Below are 22,079 nucleotides of genomic sequence, written 5' to 3' on the forward strand. Positions count from 1 at the left end.
GCCACGGGAACGACCGGCGCCGCGGGCCGGGGCGGCACCCGGCGGCCGCTACCAGGTGGTCGGGCGGACCTCGAAGCCGGTCAGGCCCTCCGGGGCCTCCTCGGAGATCCGGCGCTCCTCGACCACCGCGCGGCTCGGGCCGCGCCCGCACCAGGCCACCAGCCGCTCGACGGCCGCCGGTTCGCCCTCGAAGACGGCCTCCACGCGCCCGTCCGGCAGGTTCCGCACCCAGCCGGCCACCCCGGCCGCCGCGGCCTCCCGTCGGCAGGTGTCGCGGAAGAACACGCCCTGGACGACCCCGGCCACCACCACACGTCTACGGATCACGCCTGCCAGGTATACCCGATGCCGGTCTGTGTCCGAGGCGCCGCCGCGCCGCCCGCGCACCGACGGTCCGTCAGGGGCGGTGCCGCGTACGGCCGGCCGGCCCGCGGAATTCCGGCGGCCGCTTCGGGGGGTGCGCCGGAAATTGTCCGGACGGTGATCGGAAATTCACCGGGACCGCACCCGGCGGTCGGCAATTGAACGCGGCGGCGGAAAGGAAAAAGGGTCTGGGCAGCCGTTCCGGCTGCCCAGACCCGTGCGTCGGTGCAGGTGGGGGGATCAGGCCGCGGCGGGGATCGCCTTCGGGCTCGGGCCGTAGGCGTTGACCTCCGGCTGGCCCTCGGTCGCGGCGAAGACGATCAGCACGATCCCGCCGATGAGCGGGATGAGGCCGATCAGCAGCCACCAGCCGGAGCGGCCGGTGTCGTGCAGGCGGCGCACGCCCACGGCGAGGGAGGGGACCAGCACCGCCAGGCCGTACAGCCCGGTCAGCAGCGCGGTGTCGAGCAGGTTGCCGACGATCGCCAGGACGACGTAGATCGCGATGTTGACGAGTGCGAACATCCAGTATTCCTTGCGGCGTGCCCGGCCGCCGAAGCCCGCGTAATTCTTGAGCACAGCCAAGTACCAGTCCACGTCAGTTGTCCCTGTTTTCGTGCCGATTGGGTTGGGGGGAATGTAGTGGTGGCGGTGATGGGCGGTCAAGAACTTTTTCAACGGGGTGGGGGGAGCATTTCGGACGGCCCGGACACCCGGCTGTAACCCTGCCGCAGCGGCCCCGACAAGCGGCCCCACTACGCTGGCGGCACACCCGTCACAAGGCCACGCCCCGTACCCCGAGGAGGACCGTGCGCCGCCCCCCGCCCCGCCCCCCGACCGCACCCGGCTGGCTGCTCCACCCGCTGCGCTGGCAGCGCGGGCCGGTGCCCTGGGCGGCGACGGCGCGCGGCGCCCTGGGCATGGGCCCGGTGCTGGCGGTGTGCCTCGCCGCGGGGCAGCCGCAGGCGGGTGTACTGGCCGGCCTCGGCGCGATGTTCGCCGGCATCAACGACCGCCCCGGCACCTGGCGCAGCGGGGTGCTGCACATCGCCGTCCCGGCCCTCGCGGGCGCGCTCGGCCTGCTGGTCGGGCAGACCGGCGGGGCACCCGCCGGCTGGGCCCTGCCGGTGCTGGCCCTGGTCGGTCTGGTCTCCGGCGCGGTGAGCGTGGCCGGCCCGGTCTGGTCGCTGGCCGGGCTGCAACTGCTGGTGCTGACCGCGGTCGGCGGCGGCATGCCGCTGACCGTCCCCGCCTGGCTCGGCGCCTCGGCCTTCCTGGCCGGCGCCGGCTGGCTGCTGCTGCTCCGCCTGACGGTCCGCCGGCCCGGCGGCCTGCTGAGCGACGAGCGGGCGGCCGTCGCCGGCGTGTACGACGCGCTCGCCGACGCGCTGGAGGCGGTCGGCACCCCGGCCGCCGAACCCGCCCGCCGGGCCCTGACCGCGGCGCTCGACCGGGCCGACGAGGCACTGCGGCTGCGGGCGCTGATCCGGCTGCCGCTGCGTCGCAGGTCGGCGGCCGACCGGCGGCTCGGCGCGCGGCTCGGCACCGCCGCGGCGCTCTGCGAGGCCAGTGTCGCCCTGCTCTGGGAGGGCGAGCCGCTGCCCGCCCGGGTCGCCGACGGCCCGCGCCGCCTGGCGGAGGCCGTCCGCCGGGACGCCGCGCCCGGGGCGCTGCCCGCACCGGTCTCCGACACCCCGGCCCGCAGCGCCTTCGACCGCGCCGTCCTGGAGGCCGGCGTCGCCTTCGGCGCGGCCGCCCCCGCCACGCCGCCGCGCCTCCCCGGCCGCCCGCTGGTGCACCCGGCCGGCCCGGCGGGCCGCGAGTACGGCCTGCGGGTCGCCGCCTGCGTGGCCGTCAGCACCGCGGTCGCCCTGCTGCTGCACACCGGCCACTGGTACTGGCTGCCGGCGACCGCCGCCTTCCTGGTCAAGCCCGACTTCGGGCCGCTGTTCTCCCGCGTGGTCAGCCGCTTCGCCGGTACCGCCGCCGGGGTGCTCGCCTTCGTCCCGCTCGCCGGCCTGCTCACCGGCCCGTGGTGGCCGGCCGCGGCGGTGGCCCTCGGCGGCGCCCTGGTGCCGCTCGCCGTACGGCACTTCGCGCTGCAGACCGCGGTGGTCACGGTGACCGTGCTGACCTTCGTGTCGGTCGGCGGCGACCGGCAGGCCGCCGCCTCCCGGCTCGCCGACACCGCCGTCGCCTGCCTGCTCGTGCTGCTCGTCGGCCACCTGCCCCGGCTCGCCGACACCCAGGCACGGGTCGGCCACCGCTCCGCGCACGCCCTCCGGCACACCCGCCGCTACCTGCAGCACGTCCTGGCCGACCCCGGCCACGCCACGGCAGCCCAGTGGCCCGCAGCGCAGCAGGCCGCCGACCGGCACCGGTCGGAACTGCGCCGGGCCGCCTACCGGGCGCTCGCCGAGGCACGGGCCGCCGCCGAGACCGCCGCCGTCGAACTGCACGCCGGCACCACCCCGGACTGGCTGCGCGTCACCACCGGCGCCGAGCGGATCGTCGACGCCGCCACCGCCTGCGCCGTCCGGCTGGAGCACGGCGCCGCCCGCCCGGCCGCACCGGCGGCCCGTCAGGTCGCCGACGCCCTGGAGGCCGTCGCCGACGCGCTCGACGGCCGCGGCGAACCACCCTCCGACCGCCCCTCCCTCGGCGCCCTGCCGCCCGACTGCCTCACCCTCAACGACATCGTCACCGAACTGCGCCGCATCCGGGAGATCACCACCGCCGCCTGACCCGGGGCCCGCCCGGCCGGTCGCACCCCGGCGCCGGGCGGCCGGGCGCCGGACGCTAGCATCCGGTACGAACACGCCCGATCCCGACCGGACCGGGGGAAATCCTCCCCGCCCCGCCGTCACCCCCGGGATCGGCGCGGCCCCGGGACGGTCAGCGGCGACCGCCCGCCGATCCAGCGAAGCCGCCGCACCGCCGGCGCACCCCGGAGCCCCTCATGCCCCTGGCGCTCGTCGCCCTCGCCGTCACCGCCTTCGCCATCGGCACCACCGAGTTCGCCGCGATGGGACTGCTGCCGCAGATCGCCGACGGCCTGCACGTCTCCATCCCGCAGGCGGGCTGGCTGGTCTCGCTGTACGCGCTCGGCGTGGTCATCGGTGCGCCGCTGCTCACCGTGCTCTGCGCCCGGCTGCCGCGCAAGGCCGTCCTGACCGGCCTGACCGGTCTGTTCACCGTCGGCAACCTGCTGTGCGCGATCGCCCCGAACTTCGCCTTCCTCGCCGCCGCCCGGCTGGTCACCGGCCTGCCGCACGGCGCGTTCTTCGGCGCCGGCGCGGTCGCCGCCGCCGAGCTCGCCGCCCCGCACCTGCGGGCCCGGGCGGTCTCCGTGATGTTCTCCGGGCTGACGGTCGCGAACATCCTCGGCGTGCCCGCCGCCACCCTGCTCGGCCAACAGCTCGGCTGGCGCGCCGCCATGCTCGTCGTCGTGGCGATCGGCGGCCTCGGCGCGGCGGCGATCGCCCGGTTCGTCCCGCCGCTGCCCAGCCACCCGCAGGCCGGCCTGCGGCACGAACTCTCCGCCTTCCGCAGCGGACAGCTCTGGCTCGCCCTGGCCACCGTCGTCGTCGGCTGCGCCGGCCTGTTCGCCTGCTACAGCTACATCACCCCGCTGCTCACCGAGGTCACCGGCTTCGCGGACAGCTCGGTGACGCTCGTCCTCGCCCTGTTCGGGGTCGGCTTCACCATCGGCAACGCGCTCGGCGGCTGGGCCGCCGACCGGGCGCTGCGGCCCAGCATCTGCGCGGCCTTCCTGCTGATGGCGCTCGCGCTCGGCGTCTTCGCGGTGACCGCGCACGCCGCGTGGTCGGCCGCCGTGACGGTGGTGCTGATCGGTGTCTTCGGCTTCGCCGTGGTGCCGACCGTGCAGACCCTGGTGCTGCAGAAGGCCAGGAACGCGCCCACGCTGGCCTCCGCCACCGTGCAGGGCGCCTTCAACCTCGGCAACGCCCAGGGCGCCTGGCTCGGCGGCCTCGCCCTGAGCGCCGGCTGGGGCTGGACCTCGCCCACCCTGGTCGGCGCCGGCCTCGCGCTGGCCGGCTGCGCGATCGCCACCCTCTCCTGGGTGGCCGACCGGCGCGGCGGCGGGCCCTCCGCCGTCGTCGCGGGCGCCACCGCCGCCGGGACGGCACCGCAGCCGCAGCCGAACTGACGGCCTGCCGGAGCCCCCGCCACGGAGGGCTCCGGCACGGCCGCGGCGCTCAGTCGAGCGGGGCGACCAGCTCCCCGGTCGCCACCCGGTGCACCGTCAGCGCCTCGGTCGGGCACATCTCGGCGGCGTCGGTCAGCCGCGCCGAGGCCTCGGCCGTGGCGTGCCGGGGCTGCGCCCTGCCGTCCGGGCCGAGCAGGACGTCGCCCGGGGCGGCCGCCGCGCACAGGCCGGTGCCCACGCAGCGGACCCGGTCCACCCGCACCTCCAGGCCGTCGCTCCGTGCCGTGCCGTCCTGTGCCGTCCCGTCCTGTGCCGTTCCGCTCACCAGGCCACCGCCAGCCGCAGCGGGCTGCGGGTGAGCAGGCCGCGCCGCCACTCGATCGCCTCCGGCGCGTCGACCGCTCGCAGCGACGGGAAGCGTCGGGCCAGCCCGTGCAGGGCCAGCTCCAGCTCCATCCGGGCCAGCCAGGCGCCGAGGCAGTGGTGCGGGCCCGCGCCGAAGGTCAGGCTGGGCGTGCCGAGCGGCTCGAACAGCGGGATGCCCTCCGGGTAGACCGCCGGGTCGTGGTTGGCCGTGCGGGCGTCCGCGGCGACCACACTGCCGGCCGGGATCAGCACCCCGCCGATCTCCACGTCCTCGACCGCGCGGCGCAGCAGCCCCGGCGCGGTCTGCTGGTCGCCGAGCGGCACCGCCCGCAGCAACTGCTCGGCCGCCGCGGACGCCTCCGCCTCGCTCGCCGCGATCCGGGCCCAGCCGCCGGAGCCGTCCGACAGCAGGTAGACCAGGGCGTTGCCGAGCGAGGTCATCGTGGTCTCGTGCCCGGCGACCACCAGGCCGCAGACCAGCGAGACGAGCTGCGCCTCGGTGACGCCCTCGGTGCGGTCGGCGGCCTCGACCAGGCTGCTCACCAGGTCCTCGCCCGGGTCCTTGCGCCGCTCGTCGACGACCTGCTGCCCGAACCGGCCGAACTCCTGCATCGCCTGCCGGATCTCCTCCGCCGTGTACGCGGTGGCCGACAGCGCGTGGTCGCTCCAGCGGCCGAGCCGCTCGTAGTCGAGGCCGTCCAGGCCCATCAGCCGGCTGATCACCGCGACCGGCAGCGGACGGCTGAACGCGCCGATCACGTCCGCGGGCGAGCCGGCCGCCTCCAGGCCGTCGAGCAGGTCCTCCACCACCGAGCCCACCCAGGGCCGCCAGCGGGCGATCGCCCGCGGGGTGAACGCCCGCTGCACGGTGCGGCGCAGGCGCTGGTGCTCCTCGCCGTCCAGGTTGAGCATCGCCTGCGGGTCGTCCAGCAGGTTCGGCACCAGCGTGGTGGCGGGCGCGTCCGGGGCGAACAGCGAGGCCCGGTTCAGCCGCGGGTCGGCCAGCAGCTGGCGGACGTCGGCGTGCCGGGTCACCACCCAGACCGGCGTGCCGGTGGGCAGCGCGGCGAGCCGCGGCGGGCCGGGTTCGGCGTGGCGCAGGCAGTGCAGCGGGACGAGGGCGGGCATGTCGGGGGCCGCGGGGCGCGCGGTGGTCATCCGGTCCTCCAGGCGTCGGCGCCCGGCCGTCCGCCCGCGTGGACCGCAGGCGGACGCGTGGGTCCGGGCGTTCACTCGTGCAGGTGTGTGCGGGCCGTGGCGCGGGCACCGCGGCCGCGGCACCCGTCCCGACACCCGACCGTACGGGTACGACGAACGCGCCGGAAGGACGCGAATCGGCCATCGGAGGACCGGAGTCCGCCGATGGCCAACGAATCGTCAGATTCCGTTCTCCGCAGGGAGCTTCCCGGACCGGACCGCGGCCAGCAGCTCCGCATGGTCGGCCTCGCTGCGGTCCGCGTAGGCCACCGCGAACGCCGCCATCGCCTCGTCCAGCTCCTCGCTCCTGCCGCAGTACCCGGCGAGCACCGCCGCGTCCGCGGTGTGCGTGTGCGCCCGGGCGAGCAGCGCGCCGGTCAGGCGGCCGTAGTCGTCCAACTGGTCCGGGCGCAGCGCGGCCGGGTCGACACTGCCCTTGCGGTTGCGGAACTGCCGCACCTGGTACGGCAGGCCGTCGACGGTCGTCCAGCCCATCAGCACGTCGGAGACCACCTGGATGCGCCGCTGACCGAGCACCACCCGCTGCCCCTCGTGCCCCGGCAGGCCGGAGACCGCGAAACCGGCCCGGGCCAGGTGCGGCAACAGCACCGACGGCCGCGCCTCCTTCACCTGCAGCACCAGCGGCTGCTCCCGCTGGTCGACCAGCAGCACCACGTACGCCCGGGTGCCGACACTGCCCGTGCCGACGATCCGGAACGCCACGTCCTGGATGCTGTACCGGCTCAGCAGCGGCTGCATCTCCGGCGCCACTGTCGACAGGTACGCCGCCAGCGAGCCCGCCACCGCCGCGGCCTCCGCCTCCGGCACCCGGCTCAGCACCGGCGGCGCCGGCGTGAACCGCCAGCTGCCGTCCTCCTGACGGACCGTCGACTTCGCCGCGAACCGGGCACTGGTGTTGCGCAGAGCCTTCTCCGCCACCGCCTCCAGCACCCCCGCCAGGTCGTGCGCCTCGGCGAAGGCCACCAGGTGCTCGTCGGCGATCGCGTTCCAGGCGTCCAGCGCGGGCAGCTTCGCCAGCTTGCGCACCGTCCTCCGGTACGAGGACGAGGCGTGGAACGCCGCCTGCCGGCACACGTCCTCCGACGCGCCGGCCTGCCGGCCCGCCAGCACCAGGCTCGCCGCCAGCCGCTTCAGGTCCCACTCCCACGGGCCCGGCGCGGTCTCGTCGAAGTCGTTGATGTCGATCACCAGCCGGCCGCGGGCGTCCCCGTACAGGCCGAAATTCGCCGCATGCGCGTCACCGCACAGCTGCGCCACCACCCCCGACACCGGGCTGTCCGCCAGGTCGAAGGCCATCAGCCCGGCCGATCCGCGCAGGAAGGCGAACGGCGAGGCCGCCATCCGGCCCACTCTTATCGGCACCAGGTGCTCCAGGCGCCCGATGTTCGCCTCCGCCACCGCCTCGGCCACCGTCGGCCGGTCGGCCGACACCTCGAACCGGGCGTGCGCCGCCCGCGGCGCCCGCTCCCGGAGCGCCTTGCCGCGCTGCTTGCCGTCCCCCTGCGGGGGCCACGGCGCGAAGCCCGGCACCACCGGCCCGAAGATCGCCCCACCCGCCGTCTGCTCGGCCAACCCCACCACCGGCACTCCGTTTCCTCTGGTCGATCACGCTACTGCAGCCCAGCACGCTACCGCCGGAGGCTCCCCGGCAGGCAGCGAGGGCGTACCGGGTCCGTAACATGCGGGTCATGGCCCATGACCTGCGCGCGCTCGACGACGCCTACCTCGCCTTCTGGCGCGAGTACCAGCTGTGCACCCTCACCACGCTGCGCCCCGACGGCACGCCGCACGTGGTGCCGGTCGGCGCGACCTTCGACCCGGAGACGCTGACCGCCCGGGTGATCAGCAGCCGGACCAGCCGCAAGGCCCGCAATGTGGCCGAGGCCGGCGAGGGCGGGGCGCGGGTGGCGCTCTGCCAGGTCGACCGGGCGCGCTGGGCGACCCTGGAGGGCGTGGCGACGGTCAGCCAGGACCCGGACGCGGTCGCCGACGCGGTGGCCCGCTACACCGAGCGGTACCGTCCGCCGCGGGTGAACCCGGACCGCGTGGTGATCGAGATCCGGGTCGACCGCGCGCTCGGCCGGGCCTGAGCGCGCCGCCCCGAACGCGCGGCGCCCCGCTCCGCCGGCCAGGATCCGGGGGAGCGGGGCGCCTGCCTGCTCGGCTGCTCAGCCCACGTTGACCGCCGACCAGGCCGCGGCGACCGCCGCGTACTCGGTGCTGCCCGCGCCGTACAGGTCGGTCGCGGCCTTGAGGGTGGCCGTCCGGGCACCGGAGTAGTTCGTGGTGGACGTCATGTAGACGGTCAGCGCCCGGTACCAGACCTTGCCCAGCGCGTCCCGGCCGATGCCGGAGACGGTGGAGCCGTTGCAGGTCGGGCTGTTGTACGACACCCCGTTGACCACCTTGGCGCCGCTGCCCTCCGCGAGCAGGTACGCGAAGTGGTTGGCCACGCCCGAGGAGTAGTGCACGTCCAGGTTGCCGACGCCCGAACTCCAGCAGTCCGCGGACTTGGTGTCCCTGGACGGCTGGTCCATGAAGCGCAGCGCGGGCTTGCCGAAGCCGGACTTCACGATCTCCTCGCCGATCAGGTAGTCGCCCGGGTCGGCGGCGTTCGCCGCGTACCACTCGACGAGAGTGCCCATGATGTCGGAGGTCGCCTCGTTCAGACCGCCGGACTCGCCCGAGTAGTTGAGCTTGGCACTGCGCGAGGTCACGCCGTGCGACATCTCGTGCCCGGCCACGTCCAGCGACACCAGCGGCCCGAAGATCGAGCCGTCGCCGTCGCCGTACGTCATGCAGAAGCAACTGTCCTGCCAGAAGGCGTTGTTGTAGTTGCTGCCGTAGTGCACCCGGTTGTACGAGCCCTTGCCGTCGCCCGCGATGCCGGAGCGCCCGTGCACGTTCTTGTAGTAGTCCCAGGTGGTGTTGGTGCCGTACTGCGCGTCGACGGCGGCGGTCGCCCGGTCGGTGTTGGCGCCGCTGCCCCAGTGGTTGTCCGCGTCGGTGAACAGCGTGGCGGGCGCCCGGCTGAAGCAGATCGAACCGAAGCACAGGTCCGTCTTGTTGGCCGCGTCACCGGTGTAGGTGTTGCCGCGGGTCGGGTCCTTCAACTGGAAGGTGCTGCCGGAGGCGGTGGTCTCCAGCGGCACCGTCCCGCCGTACAGCGAGGCGCCGTCGCCGGCCGCCGTCTCCAGGCCGTCCCAGGCGTCGATCCTGGCGCCCGTCCGCGCGTCGGTCAGTACCGTCCGGGCCACCGGGTTGCCCAGGTAGTCGGTGCCGGCGGCGGTGGTCTGCCAGGCCAGCCGTGGGGTGCCGGACCGCGCGTCCACCACCAACTGCGGCTGCGCGCCCTGCTGGACGGTGGTCCGGCCGGGCACGGCGCGGACGAGCTCCGCGCCCGCCTGCGCGGCGGCGGCCTCCTTGGAGACGGACGGCGTGGTGGACGGCACCGCCAGATCGGTGGTCGCCGCACGGTCCGCGCCGCGGTAGGAGCCGTCCGGCCCCAGGTGCACGACCAGGTCGCCGCCGAGCACCGGCAGGCCGGCGTAGCTGCGGTCGAACCGGACGTGCCGACTGCCGTCGGCGTCCGTGACGACATCCCGGACCGAACTGGACTGCCGCTCGCCGACGCCGAGTTGGGCTGCGTGCGAGGCCATCGCCGCCTCGGCGGCGGCAACCGCCTGCGGCGCCGGAACCGGACGGTCGGCCGCACCCGCGGACGGTGCGGCGGCGGACACCAGTGCGCCCGCCACGACGACGGCGGCGGTGGCCACGGCGGTGCTGCGGGGAATGCGCATCGTGCTCCTCGGTGTGTGGGGAGGTACGGGCACCGCGAGGGGTGTGCGCGGAGCCCGGGGAGCGTGGCGCCGAACCTGAGAGGGGGTCACGGCGGGAGGGGTGCCGCCGGAGTACGTTGTTTTACATGTTCAGGACAGTTCCCGTAAAGACCGCCTGCACGACGAACCGTCAGGGGCAGCCACAAGGGGCGCGGCTCGATGTGTGGAAGAGTCGGGTGCCGTTGCCCACGCCGGCCATCCGGGGGCGAACCCCGTGGTTCGAGAGGATCAGGAGCCGTTCCATGTCCGACGAGATCACCCTGCGCCCGGTGACCACCGACGACCTCGACCTGTTCGAGCGCGAGTTCAACGGGCCGGAGGGGACAGGCGAGTACCAGTGGTTCGGCTTCGGTTCACCGGCCGGCCTGCGCCGGCAGTTCGCGGAGACCGGCCTGCTCGGCCCCGACGGCGGCGTGCTCTCCGTCGCGGAGGCGGGCCGGACGGTGGGCAGGGTCGAGTGGTTCGCCGGCACCTGGGGGCGGCCCGCCACGTCCACCTGCTGGACCCTGGCGATCGGACTGGTGCCCGCCGCGCACGGCCGCGGCATGGGCACCCGGGCCCAGCGGCTGCTGGCCGAGTACCTCTTCGACCACACCAGGGCCGAACGGCTCCAAGCCTGGACGGACTGCGCCAACCTCGCCGAGCAGCGCGCGTTGGAGAAGGCCGGCTTCGTCAGGGAGGGCGTGCTGCGCTCCGCGCAGTGGCGCGGCGGCCGGTGGCACGATCAGGTGATCTTCTCCATGCTCCGCGCGGAGCGGCCCGGCGGCGCACCGAGGTGAACACACGGCCGTGACCGAGGCCCTCCTGCCGTTCGGCGAACTCCCGACGGGCCCGACCCGAAGCTGCTGGAGCGCATCCGCGGCGAGATCGCCGTCAACCTCACCTCGGTCGCCGAACTCGCCGCCGCGGCCCGGCCTCACCTCGCCGCCCGCCCGTCAGCCGCGTTCGTCGCGGTGGGCTCCGGACTCGGCTATGCCCCCAAGCGCAGCGCACCCGTCCACTGCGCGACCAAGGTCGGCCTGCACACCCTGCTCGACGCCCTCCGCTACCGGGCGGAGGCCGCCACCCCGCACGTCCTGGTCCAGGAGATCGTGCTGCCGCTGGTGGACACCCCGATGACCGCCGGCCGCGAGGGCCCCGCCCGCAAGCTCACCGCCGAGGCCGCAGCCGAGGCCATCCCCCGAGGCCTGCGTGCCCGCCGCCGCACCGTCCCGATCGGCGCCTCACGCCCTCCTCGCGATCAACCGCCTCAGCCCCGCCACCGCCCGCCGCATCCTCCGCGACGCCTGACGGCGGCACGGCGGCGAGCGCTGCCGTGCCGCCTCGGGCCGCGCCCTCAGGCCGCGTCGAGCCAGGCCGGCAGGGCCTCGCGGCGGTCCAGCCAGGTGCGGGGGAGGGCGGTGAGGCCGGTGCGGGCGGCGACGGTGCCGCCGGTGATGGCACAGGTGGTGTCGACGTCGCCGAGGCCCTCGGCGGTGGTCCACAGGGCGTCGGTGAGGCTGTCGAGGTGGTGTGCGGCGGACCAGAGGGCGAACGGGACGGTGTCGCCCGCCTCGATCCGCTGCCCGTTGCCGAGGACGTCCGCCGCCCGCCACGCCTCGGTCTCCGGCGGGAGTTCGGCCGCCGCGCACAGGCCCTCGCGGACGGCGCCCTCCGGCGTCCGAGCGGCGACCTCCCGCAGCAGGTCGGCGCCGTCCGGCACGGCCGTACCGCGGCTGCGCGCCGCGAGCGCGGCGGCCACCGCCACCGCGACCGCCCCCGCGACGCCCTCCGGATGGGCGTGGGTGATCTCGGCGGAGAACGCGGCCTGCTCGGCCACCTCTTCCAGGTCCGCGCAGAACCAGGCGCCGAGCGGTGCCACCCGCATCGCCGCGCCGTTGCCGAGGCTGCCCGAGCCGTCGAACAGCTCCCGGGCCGCCGACCGCCAACTCGACGGCCGCAGATCCAGCTTGGGCAGCAGCTGGTGCATCCCGGCCCCGTAGCCGCGGTACGGGTCCTGCCGGTACATCACGGCGAAGGAGAGGGCCAGGTCGTCCTGGTGCACGGCGTCGTACGCCACCAGGACGCGGTAGAGCGCGAGCGCCATGGCGGTGTCGTCCGTCCAGTGCCAGGGCGACTCCTCCGGGGTCCGGCGGGCCCGGATGGAGTCGAAGGCGTGCCGCGCCGGCCGGAACAGCGGGAACCACCGCTCTCCGAAGGCGTCACCGAGGGCCAGGCCCTCCAGGGAGTCACGAGCGGCGTCGGAAGGGATCATCCGCGCATCCTGCCAACCCGCGGCCTGCCCGCGCACTCCCTTTCGGGCCGCGGCCCGCGGACCGCGGACCGCGGGTCAGGCTGCCCAGTCCTCGCAGTACTCCAGGTGCAGGCCCCGGCCGTTGGCGATGACGCCCTCCAAGAAGTGGATCTCGGCGCAGTAGTGCGGGGAGGCGGGGTACGCGCGGATGTGGGCGGGGCCGCGGCGGGCCACGTCCAGGAAGCGGTCGGCGGTCTCCCGGAAGGCCGGGGCGCTGCCGGTCATGAAGAGTGTCCCGGCGGCCACGTGCTGGTGGAACCGGTCCCGGTACCCGCGGTGCCGCCGGGCCTCGTAGTCGGGCTCCGGGCCGGCGAGTTCCGCCTCCGGCAGGTCCGCGGTCTGCGGCACCCCGGCGCCCGACCGGGCCCGCAGCTCCTTCCACCGGGCCGGCGCGAACTGCAAGGAGTGGTGCAGCAGCACCAGGTCCAACGGCTCACCCTCGGCTGCACTCTCCGGCGGCCGGTTGCCGCGGATCGGCACATGGACCAGCGACCGCGGCGAGCGGGCCGCCAGCAGCCACAGCCCGCCGATCGTCCGCGCCGCGACGCGGTCGAACCAGCCGTTCAGGAAGTGGTCCTGGTCGAGCAGCACGGCCCGCTCCAGGGCGTGGCGCGGTCGGATCACCCGGTATTCCTGCGCGCCGAGCCGCACCGTGTGCACCCGGATCGGCAGTCTCACCGCTTGCCGCCGATCGGCCCCAGGTACAGGTAGTCCGCCTGGCCGGTGCGCCGGGCCCGGTCCACCGACTCCAGGAACCGCATCCGGCGCGGTGTCAGCTCGGCCGCCCAGTCCGCCATCGGTTGCACCAGGAAGCCGGTGTGCTCGGCCGGGTCGGTGCGAAGGGCCGCGAGCTGCGCCTCGTCCAGCGCCCCGCCGTCGAACACGAAACCGATCTTGAACGGCAGCTCGCCGACCGGCGGCGCGAACATCACGGTGAGCAGCCGGCCGGGCCCCTCCGGCAGCACCAGGCCGGTCTCCTCCCAGGTCTCCCGCCGCGCGCAGCCCCACGGGTCCTCGCCGAAGTCCAGGTTCCCGCCGGGCAGCTGCCACAGTTCCGGGTCGTACACCGACCGCAGCATCAGCGGATTGCCGTCCGCGTCGGTGAGATGGGCGGCGGCGAACACCGTGCCGTGCGGAAGCGTCCGGACGAACTCCGCGGTCGGCAGCAGTTCCACAGCAGCCCCCTCCTGGCCGGGGCTCACTCGCCGGGGTAACGCACCCCGATCCGGTCCCGGACCGCGTCCAGCGTACGCATCACCGCGAGCGAACCGTCCAGCGGCACCAACGGCGACTCGGTCAGTCCCGCCCGCAGGCAGCGGCCGACCTCGGCGGCCTCCGGGCCGTACCCGTGGCCGACCCGCGGCGCCGCCCGGAACTCCTCCGGCTCGCGGCCCGCCCGGTGCAGCACGAAGCCGTCCGGGTGGAAGAAGTCCCGCTCGATCTCGATCCGCCCGGCCGAGCCCTGGACGGTCGCCCGCTGCCCGCTCTGCGCGGTCAGCGAGCAGCCCAGCAGCGCCGTCGCGCCGCTCGCGTGGCCGAGGACGATCGCCGTGTTGGCGTCCACGCCCTGCGGGGTGAGCTGCGCCCAGGCGTGCACCGACTCCGGCGCGCCGAGGAGCAACTGGGCGAAGGCCACCGGGTAGACGCCGAGGTCGAGCAGGGCGCCGCCGCCGAGCGCCGGGTCCCACAGCCGGTGCGCGGGGTCGAACTCCGCCGGGAAGCCGAAGTCGGCGTGCACCGACCGGATCTCGCCGATCGCGCCGTCCGCGACCAGCTCGGTGATCCGGCGCACCGTCGGATCCAGGTAGGTCCACATCGCCTCCATCAGGAAGAGCCCGCGCTTGCGCGCGGTCGAGATCAGCTCCTCCGTCTGGGGCGCGCTCAGCGTGAACGGCTTCTCGCAGAGCACCGACCGACCGGCGTCCAGCAGCAGCGCGGTCGCACGGTGGTGGTGGGTGTGCGGGGTGGCCACGTACACCACGTCCACGTCGCCGTCGGCCGCCAGCTCCCGCCAACTGCCGTACGCGCGCGGTACACCGAAGCGGTCGGCGAACGCCCGGGCGCCCTCCGCGGAGCGGGAGGCCACGGCGACCACCTCGGCGCCCGGCACGTCCAGCAGGTCCTCGGTGAACGAGGCGGCGATGCCCCCGGTCGCGAGGATGCCCCAGCGGATCGGACGGTCGGCGACGGGCTCCATGCGGCTGCTCCCCAATGGTCGGTGAAGGTCGGCGGTACGGTTCGGCAGCGCGGCGCAGGCCGTACCGATTGCCAGGGAAGCGCTCTCCGAATCGGCGGTCAGCCTAACCGGCGGTGACCGGCCGACGGGACCCCCGTCCGCCCACCGGTCACCGCCGGAGCAGTCACCCCGCGACCGCCGGGCCCGGGCCCCGGGCCGCGACGACCTCCACGGTCGCGGACAGCGGCACCTCGCCGCAGGACGGCCCGACCAGCACCGTGAAGCCGCCCCTTTCGGCCAGCCAGCGACGTTCCTCGACCGACCAGTGCGCCAGGGCCCGCGGCGCGACCTCGATCCGGGCCTCGACCCGCTGCTCCGGTTCGGCCCGCACCGCCGCGAACCCGGCCAGCCACCGCACCGGCCGGTCCACCGAACTGCCGGGCCGTGCCAGGTACACCTGCACCACCTCGCGCGAGCTCCGCACGCCGGTGTTGCGCAGCACGGCGCGGACGGTGAACCCGGTACCGGGGGCGACGCGTTGCGGCACCTCCACGGCGAGGTACTCCCACCGGCCGTAGCCGAGCCCGTGGCCGAACCAGTACGCCGGTTCGGCGCCGGCCCGCAGCCAGCCGCGGTGGCCGAGGTGCAGGCCCTCGCGGTAGGCGAGCACGCCGTCCCGTGGCCGGGTACCGGCGACGGCCGGGCCGTCGCCGGTCGCGGGCCACGTGGCGGGCAGCCGGCCGCCGGGCTCGGCGCGGCCGAAGAGCACGTCGGCGAGGGCGTCGCCGCCCTCCTGCCCGGGGAACCAGCCGAGCAGCACGGCCGCGGCCTCTCCGCGCCAGGGCATCAGCACCGGTCCGCCGGAGTTCACCACCACGACGGTCGCCGGGTTGGCCGCCGCCACCGCACCGACCAGGGCGTTCTGCGCACCCGGCAGGCCGAGCGCGGTGCGGTCGAAGCCCTCGCTCTCGTGCTGCTCGGAGGTGCCGACCACGACCACGACCGCGTCGGCCTCCCGGGCGAGCGCGACGGCCGCGGCGAGCTCCTCCTCGGGGATGCCGGCCGGGGCGTCGGCGGTCAGCGCGACGACCCGGCCGTGCCCGGGCTCGACGGTCCGGCGGGCCGCCAGCTCGACCTCCTGCCCGGCCGCCAGCTCGACCTCGGCCTGCCGGAAGGACGGCGCGACATGCAGGTAGGTCGGGTCGTCGGACTCCGGCGGCACGTAGTCGTCGAGCGCCGTCCGGCCGTCCACCCGCAGCCGGACGGCGCCGAGCCCGACGACACCGAGCCGCCATCGCCCGGCGGCGGGGGCGCGCAGCACCGTCCGCAGTTCGACGCTGTGCAGGGCGGTGAGGTCGACGGCCTCGTCGACCTCGAAGGAGCGTCCGCTCGGCCGGTCCTCGGTGTGCAGCACGGCGCCCGCCGCGTCCAGGAAGCGGACGTGGACGCCGGTTCCGCCGGTCACCGGGTTGCGGCAGTCGGCTGCCGTGACGGGTGTGGGCCGCACCGAGGTCCGGACGCCGGCCGCATGGGTCAGCTCGACGTCTTCGGGCAGGGCCGCCCGGATGCCGTCCAGCGGCGAGACCACCGCGGAAGGGTAGACCGAGGCGCTGCCGCCGCCCTGGATCCGTGCGGCCGCCGCGCCGGGGCCGAGGACGGCGATCCGGCGCAGCCGCTTCGGGTCCAGCGGCAGCGTGCCGCCGCGGTTGGTGAGCAGCACGGCGCCGGCGGCCGCGGCCCGCCGCAGCAGGGCGCGGTCCGCCGCGGGCTCGCGCACCGATCGGGTCCGCACCGGGGCGCCGTCGCGCATGTCGTCCAGCGTGCCGCCGAGGGTGCCGTCCAGTGCGCCGACCCGACGGGCCAGCCGCAGCAGTCGGCGCACCTTGTCGTCCAGGGCGGACTCCGGCACCCGCCCGGCCCGGACGGCCTCGGCCAGCCGCTCGCCCCAGTGCTCGTTGGGGCCGGGCATGGCGAGGTCGACGGCGGCCGCCCCGGCGGCCTCGGTGCTGCGGACGGCCCCCCAGTCGGAGACCACCAGCCCGTCGAAGCCCCACTCGCCCTTGAGCGGCTCGGCGAGCAGTGGACTCTCGCTCATGGAGCGGCCGTTGACGCCGTTGTACGCCGACATCACCGCCCACACGCCGGCCCGGACGGCGGCTTCGAAGGGCGCCAGGTAGACCTCGCGCAGGGTGCGTTCGTCGATCACCGCGTCCAGGGTCAGCCGTTCGGTCTCGGACTCGTTGCCGACGTAGTGCTTGGCGGTGGCGGCGACCCCGCCACCCTGCACCCCGCGGACGTAGGCGGCGCCGATCCGGCCGGTCAGCAGCGGGTCCTCGGCGAAGCACTCGAAGTTCCGCCCGGCGAAGGGGGATCGGTGCAGGTTGAGGGTGGGCGCGAGCAGCACGTCGACGCCCTTGCGGCGAGCCTCGGCGGCCAGCAGCGCGCCGAGCTCCCGGACGAGCTCCTCGTCCCAACTGGCCGCCATCGCGGTGGGGGAGGGGAGGGCGAGGGCGGTGTCGGTCTCGTCCCAGCGCTCGCCGCGGACGCCGATCGGGCCGTCCGAGGTGACGATCGGGCGCAGTCCCAGGACGGGTTCGGCGCTGGTGCGGAAGGTGCCGCCGCCGGAGACCAGGCGAGCCCTGCGCGTGGTGTCGAGGTCCTCGGGCCCGACGGCTCCCGGGGAGGGGGAGCGCCCGGGGGTGTCGACGGCGGTCATCCCTTCATCGCCCCCTGCATGATCCCGTCGATGATCTGACGTCCCATCAGGGCGAAGACGGCGATCACCGGCAGGCTGCCGACCAGGGCACCGGTGAGCACGAGCGAGTAGTCCTTGATGTAGCCGCCGGCCAGTTCGGAGAGGGTCAGCTGGATGGTGGGGTTCTGCTGGGTCATCACGACCTTGGGCCAGTAGAAGTCGTTCCAGGTGGCCATGAAGGTCAGCATGCCGAGCACCGCCATCGCGGGCCGGGCCGCGGGCAGCGCGACGTGCCAGAACAGGCCGCGGGTGGTGCAGCCGTCCATCCGGGCGGCGTCGAGGAGTTCGTCCGGCACGGCGGTGACGAGGTACTGCCGCATGAAGAAGACACCGAAGGCGTTGGCCACGGCCGGCACGATCAGCGCCTGCAGGTGGTCGGCCCAGTGGAACCAGTTCGCCATCATGATGTAGAGCGGGATGATGCCGAGCTGGGTCGGCACCATCATCGTCGCGACCACCGAGGCGAGCAGCGGACTGCGGCCTCGGAAGGGCAGTTTGGCGAAGGCGAAGCCGGCCAGCGAACTGGTCAGCACCACGCAGGCGGTGACGGTCGAGGAGACGATCAGCGAGTTGAGCAGGGCGAGGCCCGTGTCGGTCTGCCGGAAGGCCTCGCCGATGTTGTGCAGCAGGTTGCCGCCGGGCAGCAGCACGGGCGGCATCCGGTGGATGTCGGTGTTGTTCCGGGAGGCGGCGACGACCGTCCAGTACAGCGGGAAGACGGACAGCAGCACGCCGACCGCGAGGGTGGCGTACACGCCCCTGCCGGCCGAGAGTTGGCGGTTGCGGCTCACGAGGCGTCGACCCCCTTCATCCGGCGGGCGGCCAGCAGGTCGGCGGCCACCACGACGACGATCAGGAGGAACATGGCCCAGGAGACCGCGGCCCCGTAGCCGTACTTGAAGCGGCCCCAGAACTGGTTGTACGAGTACAGCGCGAGGGTCTGGAACTGGTGCTGGGAGCCGCCGGTGGTCGGGTCCTGCTGCTGGCTGAACAGCATCGGCTCGCCGAAGAGCTGCAGGGCGCCGACGCGGGGCGTGGGCATGGGTGGGCTCCTTGCGGCAAGTTCGGTCGCCACGGGGGGAGGGGCAGGAGCGCGCATGGGAGAGCGCTCCACGAGAAGGCGCCGAAGGGTGTCGGTGGATCGACCTGGGAGAGCGCTCTCCCATCGGAGTGGAGCCTGGCCCCGAAACCGCGAACCGTCAAGGGGTCAGTACTCAAAAGCTTTACGCACCTGCTGATTTGAGAGTGTGATCGACGGAGTTACGGCCACTGCAGAGGGCTTGACATGACGGAAACATCGAGGCAACCATTCCGATGACTGCGAGAGCGCTCTCCCAGGAATCGGCCGACGCGCGCCGTCCTCCCCCACCCGTCTCGTCAGGAGAGTTCCCCATGCTCGCTCCACCCGCCCGTGCGGCGGTCCCCGCCCCGCACTCCGCACCGCCCTGGCGCGTCCTCGCCGCGCTGGCCGCCGGCGCGTTGGTCGCCGGTCTGCTGCTGTTCCTGCCCGCCGGGCGGGCCCAGGCGGCCGCCTCCCTGCTCTCCCAGGGCCGGCCGGTCACCGCCTCCAGCGAGGAGAACTACGGCACCCCGGCCGCGAACGCGGTGGACGGCAACACCGGCACCCGCTGGTCCTCCTCCGCCACCGACCCGCAGTGGATCCAGGTCGACCTCGGCGCCGTCGCCACCGTCAGCCAGGTCGTCCTGAACTGGGAGTCCGCGTACGGCAAGGCGTACAAGGTCCAGCTGTCGGCGGACGGCGGCAGCTGGACGGACGCGTACTCCACCACCACCGGCGCGGGCGGCACGGAGACGCTGAACGTCTCCGGCAGCGGCCGGTTCGTGCGGATGTACGGCACCCAGCGCGGCACCGGATACGGCTACTCCCTCTGGGAGTTCCAGGTCTACGGCATCCTCGGCGGCGGCACCCCCACCGGCAGCTGCGGCACCGCCGACGCCGCACAGGGCCGGCCGGCCGCCGCCTCCAGCGAGGAGAACTACGGCACCCCGGCCGCGAACGCGGTGGACGGCAACACCGGCACCCGCTGGTCCTCCGCCGCCGCCGACCCGCAGTGGATCCAGGTCGACCTCGACTCGGTGCAGAGTGTCTGCCAGGTGGTGCTGAACTGGGAGTCCGCGTACGGCAAGGCGTACAGGATCCAGCTGTCAACGGACGGCGGCAGCTGGACGGACGCGTACTCCACCACCACCGGCGCGGGCGGCACGGAGACGCTGAACGTCTCCGGCGGCGGCCGCTACGTGCGGATGTACGGCACCCAGCGCGGCACCGGATACGGCTACTCCCTCTGGGAGTTCCGGGTGCGCACCGGCGGCGGCAGCACCCCGCCGACCGAGCCGCCCACGACCCCGCCGACCACGCCGCCGCCCGGCGACTGGACCACCGTCTTCACCGAGGACTTCAACGGCGGCGCCGGCACCGCGCCGAACGCCGGCGACTGGATCGTCCAGACCGGCACCGCCTACCCCGGCGGCCCGGCCAACTGGGGCACCGGCGAGGTGGAGACGGCGAGCAACTCCGCGGCCAACGTGGGCCTGAACGGCAGCGGCGCGCTCAACCTGACGGCCCTGAAGAACGGTTCGGTCTGGACGTCGGGCCGGGTCGAGTCAAAACGCACCGACTTCGCCGCCCCGGCCGGCGGCCGGCTGCAGATCTCCGCCACCGCCAAGCAGCCCGACGTGGCCAACGGCCTCGGCTACTGGCCGTCGTTCCGCGCGATGGGCGCCGCCAACCGCGGCAACTTCACCGTCTGGCCCGGCGCCGGCGAGAGCGACATTCTGGAGAACGTCAACGGCCGCAGCCAGCTCTCCACCACCCTGCACTGCGGCACCGCCCCCGGCGGCAACTGCAACGAGTACAACGGCATGACCAGTGGCCTGGCCTCCTGCACCGGCTGCCAGACCGGCTACCACACCTACGCGCAGATCATCGACCGCACCACCTCGGACGAGCAGATCCGCTGGTACCTCGACGGCCGCCAGGTCTGGCAGGTCAACGAGTCGCAGGTCGGCGTCGCCACCTGGGACGCGGCCGTGCACCACGGCTTCTACCTGGTGTTCAACCTCGGCATCGGCGGCGGCTACCCCAACGCGGTCTGCAACTGCACCACCCCGACCGACGCCACCGGCTCCGGCGGCACCCTGAGCATCGACAAGGTCACCGTCCAGACCGCCACCGGCACCGCCCCCGCCCCGCTCACCGACCCGGCCGTGCCCACCGCGCCCTCCACCGTCAAGGTGACCGGCTCGCAGGGCAACTGGCAGCTGCAGGTGAACGGGCAGCCGTACCAGCTCAAGGGCATCACCTGGGGCCCGGCCAACACCGCGGCCGACGCCCACATCCGCGAGCTCAAGGCGATGGGCGTCAACACCCTGCGCACCTGGGGCACCGACGCCGGCAGCAAGCCGCTGCTGGACACCGCCGCCGCCCACGGCCTCAAGGTGGTCAACGGCTTCTGGCTGAACCAGGGCGCCGACTACGTCAACGACACCGCGTACATGGACTCCACGCTCGACCAGATCAAGCAGTGGGTCACCACCTACCGGAACCACCCCGGCGTGCTGATGTGGGACGTCGGCAACGAGGTCATCCTCACCGCCCAGGACCACACCTACAACGGCACCACCGTCGAGCAGCAGCGGGTCGCCTACGCCAAGTACGTGGAGCGGGTCACCCGGGCGATCCACGCCGTCGACCCCGACCACCCGGTCACCTCCACCGACGCCTACACCGGGGCGTGGAGGTACTACAAGGACTGGACGCCGAGCCTCGACCTGCTCGCGGTCAACTCCTACGGCGCGGTCTGCAACGTGAAGAACGACTGGACCAGCGGCGGTTACACCAAGCCGTACATCATCACCGAGTCCGGTGAGGACGGCGAGTGGGAGGTCCCCAACGACGCCAACGGCGTGCCGCTGGAGCCCACCGACATCAGGAAGCGCGACGCCTACCTCTCCAACTGGGGCTGCATCACCGGCCACCCGGGTGTCTCGCTGGGCGCGACGGTCTTCCACTACGGCACCGAGAACGACTTCGGCGGCGTCTGGTACAACACCGTCCCGTCCGGCTGGCGCCGGCTCGCCTTCCACTCGGTGGCCAAGAACTACGGCGGCGACGTCGGCACCAACACCCCGCCGGTGATCTCGGACATGACGCTGAGCAACACCGCGACCGTCCCCGCCGGCGGCACCTTCGACATCGCCGCCACCACCACCGACCCCAACGGCGACCTGATCCGCTACAACCTCTACTACTGCGCCAAGTACGCGGGCGGCGGCACCGGGTTCGCCCAGGTCGCCTTCACCCAGACCGGCGACGGCCGCTTCACCGCGGTCGCCCCGAAGAACCTCGGTGTCTACAAGGTGTACGTCTACGCCTACGACGGCCACGGCAACGTGGGCATCGAGACCAAGTCCTTCCGGGTGGTGGCGCCCACCCCGAGCGGCACGAACCTCGCGCTCGGCCGGCCCGCCACCGCCTCCACCTTCCAGGCCCAGGGCAACGGCGCGCCCTACCCCGCGTCCAACGCCACCGACGGCAACTGGAGCACCCGCTGGGCCAGTGAGTGGGCCGACCCGCAGTGGATCCAGGTCGACCTGGGCGCGGTGAAGTCCTTCAAGCACGTCCAGTTGGGCTGGGAGGGTGCCTACGGCAAGGCCTTCCAGATCCAGACCTCCGCCGACGGCGCCACCTGGACGACCGCCTGGTCGACGGCCGGCGGCACCGGCGGCATCGACGACATCGACGTGAACGGCAGCGGCCGGTACGTGCGGGTGAACATCACCCAGCGCGGAACCGCCTACGGCGACTCGCTGTTCGAGCTCGGCGTCTACGCCTGATCCCGAACTCCCGGGACGCGCCGCGCCCGACCGGGCGCGTC

Annotated in this window: 18 protein-coding genes and 1 pseudogene; 6 read left to right on the forward strand and 13 right to left on the reverse strand. The window is 74.4% G+C overall.

The features are described 5' to 3' along the window. Positions 1 to 48 precede the first annotated feature (48 nt). Entirely contained in the window at positions 49 to 327 is a 279-nt protein-coding gene (locus tag AB0P35_RS25220; RefSeq protein ID WP_363514561.1) for an acylphosphatase, read from the reverse strand. A 276-nt stretch (positions 328 to 603) separates the two neighbouring features. After that, entirely contained in the window at positions 604 to 960 is a 357-nt protein-coding gene (locus AB0P35_RS25225; protein WP_095876005.1) for a DUF805 domain-containing protein, read from the reverse strand. A gap of 212 nt (positions 961 to 1,172) precedes the next feature. Here AB0P35_RS25225 and AB0P35_RS25230 point away from each other — a divergent pair, with 212 nt between their 5' ends. Then, entirely contained in the window at positions 1,173 to 3,107 is a 1,935-nt protein-coding gene (locus AB0P35_RS25230; protein ID WP_363514564.1) for an FUSC family protein, read from the forward strand. 215 nt (positions 3,108 to 3,322) lie between these two features. Further along, a complete protein-coding gene (locus tag AB0P35_RS25235; protein ID WP_363514567.1) occupies positions 3,323 to 4,534 on the forward strand; it encodes an MFS transporter in 1,212 nt (403 codons plus the stop codon). A gap of 49 nt (positions 4,535 to 4,583) precedes the next feature. Here AB0P35_RS25235 and AB0P35_RS25240 read toward each other — a convergent pair whose 3' ends face one another. The 3 genes from AB0P35_RS25240 to AB0P35_RS25250 all read right to left on the reverse strand — a co-directional run bounded on the left by AB0P35_RS25240 (position 4,584) and on the right by AB0P35_RS25250 (position 7,699). Continuing rightward, positions 4,584 to 4,859 (reverse strand): ferredoxin, encoded by a 276-nt coding sequence (locus AB0P35_RS25240; protein WP_363514570.1) that lies wholly within the window; start codon positions 4,857 to 4,859, stop codon positions 4,584 to 4,586. Further along, positions 4,856 to 6,058, reverse strand: a complete 1,203-nt coding sequence (locus tag AB0P35_RS25245; RefSeq protein WP_363514573.1) for a cytochrome P450 — start codon at positions 6,056 to 6,058, stop codon at positions 4,856 to 4,858. The genes AB0P35_RS25240 and AB0P35_RS25245 overlap by 4 nt, the downstream gene beginning before the upstream one ends. Positions 6,059 to 6,277: 219 nt before the next feature. Beyond that, positions 6,278 to 7,699, reverse strand: a complete 1,422-nt coding sequence (locus AB0P35_RS25250; RefSeq protein WP_363514576.1) for a DUF2252 domain-containing protein — start codon at positions 7,697 to 7,699, stop codon at positions 6,278 to 6,280. A 107-nt stretch (positions 7,700 to 7,806) separates the two neighbouring features. Between AB0P35_RS25250 and AB0P35_RS25255 the strand changes: the two genes are divergently transcribed. After that, entirely contained in the window at positions 7,807 to 8,208 is a 402-nt protein-coding gene (locus AB0P35_RS25255) for a PPOX class F420-dependent oxidoreductase (protein ID WP_363514579.1), read from the forward strand. A 78-nt stretch (positions 8,209 to 8,286) separates the two neighbouring features. Here the strand turns inward: AB0P35_RS25255 and AB0P35_RS25260 are convergent, their stop codons facing one another. Further along, positions 8,287 to 9,918: a M4 family metallopeptidase gene (locus AB0P35_RS25260; protein WP_363514582.1), complete on the reverse strand. Its 1,632-nt coding sequence runs from the start codon at positions 9,916 to 9,918 to the stop codon at positions 8,287 to 8,289. A 281-nt stretch (positions 9,919 to 10,199) separates the two neighbouring features. On the opposite strand from AB0P35_RS25260, the gene AB0P35_RS25265 reads away from it, so the two are divergent. Beyond that, entirely contained in the window at positions 10,200 to 10,736 is a 537-nt protein-coding gene (locus AB0P35_RS25265; RefSeq protein WP_363514585.1) for a GNAT family protein, read from the forward strand. Between the two features lie 75 nt (positions 10,737 to 10,811). Then, positions 10,812 to 11,072: pseudogene (locus AB0P35_RS25270) on the forward strand (SDR family NAD(P)-dependent oxidoreductase); the annotation flags it as partial. Positions 11,073 to 11,293: 221 nt separating this feature from the next. On the opposite strand, the gene AB0P35_RS25275 reads toward AB0P35_RS25270, so the two are convergent. From AB0P35_RS25275 to AB0P35_RS25305, 7 genes are all read right to left on the reverse strand, one after another. Continuing rightward, positions 11,294 to 12,211 (reverse strand): ADP-ribosylglycohydrolase family protein, encoded by a 918-nt coding sequence (locus AB0P35_RS25275; RefSeq protein WP_363514588.1) that lies wholly within the window; start codon positions 12,209 to 12,211, stop codon positions 11,294 to 11,296. Between the two features lie 75 nt (positions 12,212 to 12,286). Beyond that, on the reverse strand, positions 12,287 to 12,874 hold the full coding sequence (locus AB0P35_RS25280) for a hypothetical protein (RefSeq protein ID WP_363514591.1): 588 nt from the start codon (positions 12,872 to 12,874) through the stop codon (positions 12,287 to 12,289). A 50-nt stretch (positions 12,875 to 12,924) separates the two neighbouring features. Next, positions 12,925 to 13,425: an NUDIX hydrolase gene (locus AB0P35_RS25285; protein ID WP_363514594.1), complete on the reverse strand. Its 501-nt coding sequence runs from the start codon at positions 13,423 to 13,425 to the stop codon at positions 12,925 to 12,927. A 23-nt stretch (positions 13,426 to 13,448) separates the two neighbouring features. Beyond that, positions 13,449 to 14,447 (reverse strand): Gfo/Idh/MocA family oxidoreductase, encoded by a 999-nt coding sequence (locus AB0P35_RS25290; RefSeq protein ID WP_363514597.1) that lies wholly within the window; start codon positions 14,445 to 14,447, stop codon positions 13,449 to 13,451. 163 nt (positions 14,448 to 14,610) lie between these two features. Continuing rightward, the gene (locus AB0P35_RS25295; RefSeq protein WP_363514600.1) at positions 14,611 to 17,142 is read right to left on the reverse strand and encodes a glycoside hydrolase family 3 C-terminal domain-containing protein; all 2,532 of its coding nucleotides are present in this window, start codon (positions 17,140 to 17,142) and stop codon (positions 14,611 to 14,613) included. Further along, on the reverse strand, positions 17,139 to 17,972 hold the full coding sequence (locus AB0P35_RS25300) for a carbohydrate ABC transporter permease (RefSeq protein ID WP_363514603.1): 834 nt from the start codon (positions 17,970 to 17,972) through the stop codon (positions 17,139 to 17,141). The genes AB0P35_RS25295 and AB0P35_RS25300 overlap by 4 nt, the downstream gene beginning before the upstream one ends. Then, positions 17,969 to 18,223 (reverse strand): hypothetical protein, encoded by a 255-nt coding sequence (locus AB0P35_RS25305; protein WP_363514606.1) that lies wholly within the window; start codon positions 18,221 to 18,223, stop codon positions 17,969 to 17,971. The genes AB0P35_RS25300 and AB0P35_RS25305 overlap by 4 nt, the downstream gene beginning before the upstream one ends. Positions 18,224 to 18,573: 350 nt before the next feature. Here AB0P35_RS25305 and AB0P35_RS25310 point away from each other — a divergent pair, with 350 nt between their 5' ends. Next, positions 18,574 to 22,038: a discoidin domain-containing protein gene (locus AB0P35_RS25310; protein ID WP_363514609.1), complete on the forward strand. Its 3,465-nt coding sequence runs from the start codon at positions 18,574 to 18,576 to the stop codon at positions 22,036 to 22,038. The last annotated feature ends 41 nt before the right edge of the window (positions 22,039 to 22,079 follow it).

The sequence above is a fragment of the Kitasatospora sp. NPDC085879 genome (genome assembly GCF_040686255.1).
Lineage (GTDB): Bacteria > Actinomycetota > Actinomycetes > Streptomycetales > Streptomycetaceae > Kitasatospora.

Coding starts and splice junctions, on each gene's coding strand:
- AB0P35_RS25255 (WP_363514579.1), top strand. CDS start 7,807: ATGGCCCATGACCTGCGCGCGCTCGACGACGCCTACCTCGCCTTCTGG.
- AB0P35_RS25245 (WP_363514573.1), bottom strand. CDS start 6,058: ATGACCACCGCGCGCCCCGCGGCCCCCGACATGCCCGCCCTCGTCCCG.
- AB0P35_RS25295 (WP_363514600.1), bottom strand. CDS start 17,142: ATGACCGCCGTCGACACCCCCGGGCGCTCCCCCTCCCCGGGAGCCGTC.
- AB0P35_RS25235 (WP_363514567.1), top strand. CDS start 3,323: ATGCCCCTGGCGCTCGTCGCCCTCGCCGTCACCGCCTTCGCCATCGGC.
- AB0P35_RS25265 (WP_363514585.1), top strand. CDS start 10,200: ATGTCCGACGAGATCACCCTGCGCCCGGTGACCACCGACGACCTCGAC.
- AB0P35_RS25305 (WP_363514606.1), bottom strand. CDS start 18,223: ATGCCCACGCCCCGCGTCGGCGCCCTGCAGCTCTTCGGCGAGCCGATG.
- AB0P35_RS25275 (WP_363514588.1), bottom strand. CDS start 12,211: ATGATCCCTTCCGACGCCGCTCGTGACTCCCTGGAGGGCCTGGCCCTC.
- AB0P35_RS25260 (WP_363514582.1), bottom strand. CDS start 9,918: ATGCGCATTCCCCGCAGCACCGCCGTGGCCACCGCCGCCGTCGTCGTG.
- AB0P35_RS25290 (WP_363514597.1), bottom strand. CDS start 14,447: ATGGAGCCCGTCGCCGACCGTCCGATCCGCTGGGGCATCCTCGCGACC.
- AB0P35_RS25310 (WP_363514609.1), top strand. CDS start 18,574: ATGCTCGCTCCACCCGCCCGTGCGGCGGTCCCCGCCCCGCACTCCGCA.